Consider the following 6,276-nt stretch of genomic DNA (forward strand, 5'->3'; position numbering starts at 1 on the left):
CGCCCCCCGCGCGGCCTTCCGCCGGCCGGGCCTGCGGATACCGCCGCCGGTGCGCACCGCCGCGGCCGCCGCCTGCCTCGTCCTCGGGCTCGGGCTGCTCGGCGGCGCCGCCGCGGGCAGCTGGCTGACCGGCGACGACACCGCCCAGGCCGCCACCGGCAAGGACTTCTCCGAGGCCCGCGGCCTCTGGCACAGCGTGCCCGTGGACGAGATCTTCCCCCGCACGCTCCGCGGCGAGGGCGCGGGTCCGGGCGGCGCCGACCGCACCTGGATCCGGATCGCGGTCGCCCCCGACAGCGGCTGCGCCCGCGCCTTCGACCCGCTGCTGGCCAGGGCGCTCTCCCCGGTCGGCTGCGAGCGCCTGCTCCGCGCCACCTACACCGACGCCACCAGCAGCACCGTCACCACCGTCGGTCTCGTGATCACCGAGGCGGACGCCGCGGGGATGAAGGACCTGCGGGCCCGGTTCGAGGACGAGGGCCTCGCCGCGCGCCGCGACCTGATGCCGCGCCCGTACGCCGCGAAGGGCACGGTCGCCGAGGACTTCGGCGACGCGCAGCGCGGCGCGTGGACGGTGCGGGTGCTCACGGACGTACCCGCCGTCGTCTACGCCGTCACCGGATTCACCGACGGCCGCGACGTGGACGAGCCGCAGCCCGCGGAGAGGGCGACCGAGGAGGACGCCACCGCGGCCCCCGCGCAGGCCGGTCTCGGCCACGACGCGGCCGGCGTCGCGGACCGCGTCGAACGCGGCTTCCGCGAGGCCGCCGCCCCGGAGGACAGCGCATGACCGCACGCCCCGGCCGTGCCGTACGGCTCGCCGCCGTACTCGCCGCGGCACTCGCCGTCGCCGCGGGACTGCCCGGCACCGCCGCCACCGCACGGGCCGACGGCATCCAGGCCCAGTCCTGGGCCCTGGACGCGCTGCGCACCGAGGAGGCCTGGCGGACCACCCGGGGCGAGGACGTCACCGTCGCCGTCCTCGACACCGGGGTGGACGGCGAGCACCCGGACCTCGACGGCCAGGTGCTGGAGGGCAAGGACTTCATCGGCTTCGGAGCGGAGCGCGGCGACCGGTCGTGGGCCCGGCACGGGACCGCCATGGCCGGGATCATCGCCGGCCACGGGCACGGCCCCGACCGCGCCGACGGCGTGCTCGGCATCGCGCCGGAGGCCAAGATCCTGCCGGTCCGGGTGATCCTGGAGGACAGCGACCCGGACCGGGAGAAGGCGCGGGGCAGCCGCGGCGGCGCGCTCGCCAAGGGCATCCGCTGGGCGGCGGACCACGGGGCGGACGTGATCAACCTGTCCCTCGGCGACGACAGCGAGTCGGCGCACCCGGAGCCCGGCGAGGACGCCGCCGTGCAGTACGCGCTCGCCAAGGGCTCCGTGGTGGTCGCCTCGGCGGGCAACGGCGGCGAGGACGGCGACCGGGTCTCCTTCCCCGCCGCCTACCCGGGCGTGATCGCGGTGACCGCGGTCGACCGCTACGGCAGCCGGGCGCCCTTCTCCACCCGCCGCTGGTACGCCACGGTCTGCGCGCCCGGCGTCGACGTGGTCATCGCCGACCCCGACGGCCGCTACTACGAGGGCTGGGGCACCAGCGCCGCCGCCGCCTTCGTCTCCGGCTCCGTGGCCCTCGTCCGCTCCGCCCACCCGGACCTGAGCCCCGCCCAGATCAAGCGGCTGCTGGTGGACACGGCGCGTGACACCCCCGACGGCGGACGCAACGACGCGCTGGGCGCCGGGCTCGTCGACCCGGCCGCGGCGATCGAGGCGGGCCGTGCCGTCGAACCCCGAGCCCAGCGGCCCAGCGCCGCCCCGTACGCCGAACGCTGGTTCGGCACCGGCCCGGACGCCTCCGCCGGTGAGGACGACGGCCCCGGCGGGCTCGTCGCGGCGGCCGGGGTTTCGGGCGCCGTGCTGCTCGCGGCGGGCGGCTCCCTCTGGCACCGCGGCCGGCGCCGCCCCGGTGCGGGTGCCCCGCCGGGGCCCTGACGCCGGGCCGCCGGACCGGCCGGAGGTAGCCTTACCGCCCGTGGCTTCCAAGAACATCCCGGACTCCGGTTTCGCCGACGACGACGGCTCCGCCGACCCCCGGCTGGCCGCGGCACTCGCCGCCTACGCCGACGACCGCGGCGCCGAACCGGAGGTGCTGGCCGCGCTGCCCGGCACCCGGCTGCTGGTGCCGGTGGTCGCGGTCCTCGGCGAGGCCGAGACCGGCCCGGACGGGCTGCGCCGGGAGAAGTCCAGCGACATGGCCGTGCCGACGCTCCAGGGCCCCGGCGGCCGCCGTGCGCTGCCCGCGTTCACCAGCACCGAGTCCTTGGCGCGCTGGGACCCCGCGGCGCGGCCCGTGGCCGTACCGCTGCACCAGGCGCTGCGGGCCGCCGCCCAGGAGCGGGCCGACACCGTGGTGCTGGACCTGGCGGGCCCGGTGCCGTACCAGCTGAGCGGTCCGGCGCTGCTGGCGCTCGCCGAGGGCCGGGCGAGCACGGATCCGCTGCGGGACCCGGCGGTCACCGAGGCGCTGCGGAACGTGCTGGCGGCCGATCCGGCGGTCCGCCGCGCGGGCCTGGTCCCGGCAGAGGCCACCGACGGCACCCTGGCGCTGGCCCTCGACCCGGCGGCGGAGCCCGCGGAGGCGGTGCGGCGGATCGCCGGGGCGCTGGCCGCGGACGAGACGCTGCGGGCACGCCTGGTGCGCGGGCTGGATCTGGCGCTGCTGCCGGAGGGTGCCGCGGTGCCCGGGGACCCGGTGCTCGGGGAACAGGCGCCCGGCCGAGAAGCGTGATGTCCTGATACGCCCCACAATGCAGAGAGAGGTAATGATCTCTGCTAGGAGGGCGCCATGGAGGCGCGTACAGCCGTATCCGAATTTCTCGGGACCCTGCTGCTGGTCTTCTTCGCGGTCGGGTCCGCGGTGCTCGGCGCGGAATACATCGGCGCCGTCGGCATCGCCCTGACCTTCGGTCTCACCCTGCTGGCCCTGGCCTACGCGCTGGGCCCGGTCTCCGGCTGCCACATCAACCCGGCGGTGACCCTGGGGATGCTCATGGCCCGGCGGATCCCGGTGCGCACCGCGATCGAGTACTGGATCGCGCAGGTGCTGGGCGGTTTCGCCGGCGCGCTGCTGCTGTTCGTCGTGGCCAAGCAGGTGCCGGGACTGTCCACCGGGGGCGCCTTCGGAAGCAACGGCTTCGGCTACCGGTCGCCGGTGGGCATCAGCACCTTCGGCGCGCTCGTCGCCGAGATCGTGCTGACGTTCCTGCTGGTCTACGTCTTCCTGGCGATGACACACCGGGTGGCGCTGGCCGGATTCGACGGGCTGGCGGTCGGGCTGGTCCTGGCCGCCGTCCACCTGGTCGGCATTCCGCTGACCGGCACCTCGGTCAACCCGGCGCGGAGCATCGGCCCCGCGATCTTCGCGGGCGGCCCCGCGCTGGCGCAGCTGTGGCTGTTCATCGTGGCGCCGCTGGCGGGCGGTGCCCTCGCGGCGGTGGTGCACCGGGCCACGCACCCGCCGGACGAGCCCCGGGAGGTCGCCGACGAGGCCGCGGCGGCGGCCGAGGCGCGGGAGCGCGCCTGAACCGCGACCGGGGAGGCGGCCCGGCGGTCTCGCCCCCCCGGCCGGGACGGGCGGGGCCTCTCGCCGAGGGGGGCGCAAAGGGCCCGGCGTAGGGCGTACCGGGCTCGCCGAGGGGCCTGCGCGGGCCCTGCGCGGGCCGGTGCGCCCCGGCTCCCGCTCCCCGCCCCCGGCCCTGCGGAGGTCCGGGGGCACTCCGGAATCCCGGGCCCGCCCGGCCCTCGTCACGCCCGGCCCCCGTCACGCCCGGCCCGCCCCGGTGGCGGTCCCGGCTGCGTCCCGGCCGCGTTCCGACCCGGTGTTCGGCCCCGCTAGCGTCCGAAGACGGGCCCGGTGTACTTCTCGCCCGGCCCCTGGCCCGGCTCGTCCGGCACCACCGACGCCTCGCGGAACGCCAGCTGGAGCGACTTGAGCCCGTCCCGCAGCGGCGAGGCGTGGTAGGAGCCGACCTCGGTCGCGCTCGCCGTGACCAGCCCGGCCAGCGCGGTGATCAGCTTCCGCGCCTCGTCCAGGTCCTTGTGCTCGGGGCCCTCCTCGGCCAGGCCGAGGTTGACCGCCGCCGCACTCATCAGGTGCACGGCGACCGTGGTGATCACCTCGACGGCGGGCACCTCGGCGATGTCCCGGGTGATGCTGTCGAAGTCCGGCGCCTGCCCCTGCGGGTCGGGTGTCGGCTGCTGCGGCGTGGCGTCGCTCATGGTCTGCTTCACTTTCGGTGGACGGTGCCCGGGGGGACGGTTCCCGCGGACGGGGCGCGGGGTGCGGAGCCCGGTGGTACGGAGCCCGGCGCGGTACGGAGTGTGAGTGCCGGACGCCGGTGTGGCCGGCACGGCGTACCGGACCGGGACACCGCCCCCAGCCTATGACCGGCCCCGGGCCGTGCGGCGACCGCCCCGGACGCTGGTATGCTTGGAGCATGACCGGCCGGACGCTCATGTGTCCGGCCCACAAGTGGAGGCTCCGCTCTCCCACCTGACCGGCCTCCGGGCCGGCGGGTCCCCGGTCAGGCAGTGCCGGTCGTCCGCCCGTTCAGCGGTCGGCGGCGCCGCCCGATGCGCCCCACGGTGAGCCGTGGCGGTGCTCCCGGTTAATCGGAGCCCCGCCTGTGTCCCGTCCGGGGCGTTTCTTGCGTGTCGTGCGGGGGTCGTCAGAACAGACGTTACGCGGCTGTCCGCCAGACGGTCGCGTGGGTGCTAACCGAGGAGGCCCCATCAGCGCCGAGCCCCGCATCAACGACCGGATCCGAGTCCCCGAGGTGCGACTCGTCGGTCCCAGTGGCGAGCAGGTCGGCATCGTGCCGCTTGCCAAGGCACTGGAGCTCGCATCGGAGTACGACCTCGACCTGGTCGAGGTGGCGGCGAACGCCCGCCCGCCGGTGTGCAAGCTCATGGACTACGGGAAGTTCAAGTACGAGTCGGCCATGAAGGCCCGTGAGGCGCGCAAGAACCAGGCGCACACGGTCATCAAGGAGATGAAGCTCCGGCCGAAGATCGACCCGCACGACTACGACACCAAAAAGGGTCACGTCGTCCGGTTCCTCAAGCAGGGCGACAAGGTCAAGATCACGATCATGTTCCGCGGTCGCGAGCAGTCGCGCCCCGAGCTGGGTTTCCGGCTGCTTCAGCGGCTCGCGGAGGACGTCCAGGACCTGGGCTTCGTGGAATCGAACCCCAAGCAGGACGGCCGGAACATGATCATGGTTCTCGGTCCGCACAAGAAGAAGACCGAGGCGATGGCCGAGGCCCGCGAGCTCAAGGCGGCACGCAAGGCGGAGAGCCAGGCGAACGCCGAAGAGGCACCCGCCGGAGAACCCGCCGAGGCCTGATCCGGGGCGACAGCCCCGGACACGAACGCAAACCCACTGACGCTCCCCGCTCCGGTGCCCGTACCGGGGGGAGCGCCACCGACGAGGAGAGAACGGCGACATGCCGAAGAACAAGACGCACAGTGGTGCCAGCAAGCGCTTCAAGATCACCGGCTCCGGCAAGGTGATGCGCCAGCGCGCGGGTCGCCGCCACCTTCTCGAGCACAAGCCGTCGACCCTGACGCGCCGCCTCGCCGGCAAGACCGAGATGGCCCCGGCCGACGCCAAGAAGATCAAGAAGCTTCTCGGCAAGTGACGCACCCGCCCCGGACGTCCTCAGCGGACGTGCACCGGGGCGGTGCGCCGGAGACCGGGACCCAATCGATCCGGGCCGCGTGACGATTCCGCGGCCCCGTACAAGGAGTTAAACAAGTGGCACGCGTCAAGCGGGCAGTCAACGCCCACAAGAAGCGCCGGGCGATTCTCGAGCAGGCCAGCGGCTACCGCGGCCAGCGGTCCCGCCTGTACCGCAAGGCCAAGGAGCAGGTCACTCACTCCCTGGTCTACAACTACAACGACCGCAAGAAGCGCAAGGGCGACTTCCGTCAGCTGTGGATCCAGCGCATCAACGCCGCTGCCCGCGCCAACGGCATCACCTACAACCGCTTCATCCAGGGTCTGAAGGCCGCCAACATCGAGGTGGACCGGAAGATTCTGGCCGAGCTGGCGGTCAACGACGCCAACGCGTTCGCCGCGCTCGTCGAGGTGGCCCAGAAGGCGCTGCCGAGCGACGTCAACGCCCCGAAGGCCGCCTGACAGCAGGCCCTCCAGGCTTCCCGGACCCGCAGGCCCTGCCTGCGGGTCCGGTGCGTTCGGGTCCGGGCAC

The 6,276-nt window shown here is 74.6% G+C and carries 8 protein-coding genes; 7 read left to right on the forward strand and 1 reads right to left on the reverse strand.

Annotated elements, in window-relative coordinates; genetic code table 11:
• Nucleotides 1–49 precede the first annotated feature (49 nt).
• The 4 genes from GCU69_RS00480 to GCU69_RS00495 are packed head-to-tail and all read left to right on the forward strand — an operon-like array spanning nucleotide 50 to nucleotide 3,589.
• Nucleotides 50–790 carry a hypothetical protein gene (locus GCU69_RS00480; RefSeq protein WP_098751037.1) on the forward strand — a complete coding sequence of 247 codons (741 nt, stop codon included), beginning with the start codon at nucleotides 50–52 and terminating at the stop codon, nucleotides 788–790.
• A complete protein-coding gene (gene mycP / locus GCU69_RS00485; RefSeq protein WP_098751036.1) occupies nucleotides 787–1,998 on the forward strand; it encodes a type VII secretion-associated serine protease mycosin in 1,212 nt (403 codons plus the stop codon). The genes GCU69_RS00480 and mycP overlap by 4 nt, the downstream gene beginning before the upstream one ends.
• Before the next feature lie 40 nt (nucleotides 1,999–2,038).
• On the forward strand, nucleotides 2,039–2,794 hold the full coding sequence (locus GCU69_RS00490; protein ID WP_098751035.1) for an SseB family protein: 756 nt from the start codon (nucleotides 2,039–2,041) through the stop codon (nucleotides 2,792–2,794).
• Between the two features lie 57 nt (nucleotides 2,795–2,851).
• Nucleotides 2,852–3,589: an MIP family channel protein gene (locus GCU69_RS00495; RefSeq protein ID WP_098751034.1), complete on the forward strand. Its 738-nt coding sequence runs from the start codon at nucleotides 2,852–2,854 to the stop codon at nucleotides 3,587–3,589.
• A gap of 308 nt (nucleotides 3,590–3,897) precedes the next feature.
• On the opposite strand, the gene GCU69_RS00500 is transcribed toward GCU69_RS00495, so the two are convergent.
• Nucleotides 3,898–4,284 (reverse strand): DUF1844 domain-containing protein, encoded by a 387-nt coding sequence (locus tag GCU69_RS00500; RefSeq protein WP_156204816.1) that lies wholly within the window; start codon nucleotides 4,282–4,284, stop codon nucleotides 3,898–3,900.
• A gap of 488 nt (nucleotides 4,285–4,772) precedes the next feature.
• On the opposite strand from GCU69_RS00500, the gene infC reads away from it, so the two are divergent.
• The 3 genes from infC (at nucleotide 4,773) to rplT (ending at nucleotide 6,206) form a co-directional block, all read left to right on the forward strand.
• Nucleotides 4,773–5,411 carry a translation initiation factor IF-3 gene (gene infC, locus GCU69_RS00505; RefSeq protein ID WP_098751033.1) on the forward strand — a complete coding sequence of 213 codons (639 nt, stop codon included), beginning with the start codon at nucleotides 4,773–4,775 and terminating at the stop codon, nucleotides 5,409–5,411.
• A 100-nt stretch (nucleotides 5,412–5,511) separates the two neighbouring features.
• The gene (rpmI, locus tag GCU69_RS00510; protein ID WP_093850868.1) at nucleotides 5,512–5,706 is read left to right on the forward strand and encodes a 50S ribosomal protein L35; all 195 of its coding nucleotides are present in this window, start codon (nucleotides 5,512–5,514) and stop codon (nucleotides 5,704–5,706) included.
• Nucleotides 5,707–5,822: 116 nt separating this feature from the next.
• On the forward strand, nucleotides 5,823–6,206 hold the full coding sequence (gene rplT, locus GCU69_RS00515) for a 50S ribosomal protein L20 (protein WP_016642495.1): 384 nt from the start codon (nucleotides 5,823–5,825) through the stop codon (nucleotides 6,204–6,206).
• Nucleotides 6,207–6,276 lie beyond the last annotated feature (70 nt).

The sequence above is a fragment of the Streptomyces lycii genome, assembly GCF_009735685.1.
GTDB classification, from domain to species: Bacteria; Actinomycetota; Actinomycetes; order Streptomycetales; family Streptomycetaceae; genus Streptomyces; species Streptomyces lycii.

Coding starts and splice junctions, on each gene's coding strand:
- GCU69_RS00500 (WP_156204816.1), bottom strand. CDS start 4,284: ATGAGCGACGCCACGCCGCAGCAGCCGACACCCGACCCGCAGGGGCAG.
- mycP (WP_098751036.1), top strand. CDS start 787: ATGACCGCACGCCCCGGCCGTGCCGTACGGCTCGCCGCCGTACTCGCC.
- rpmI (WP_093850868.1), top strand. CDS start 5,512: ATGCCGAAGAACAAGACGCACAGTGGTGCCAGCAAGCGCTTCAAGATC.
- GCU69_RS00495 (WP_098751034.1), top strand. CDS start 2,852: ATGGAGGCGCGTACAGCCGTATCCGAATTTCTCGGGACCCTGCTGCTG.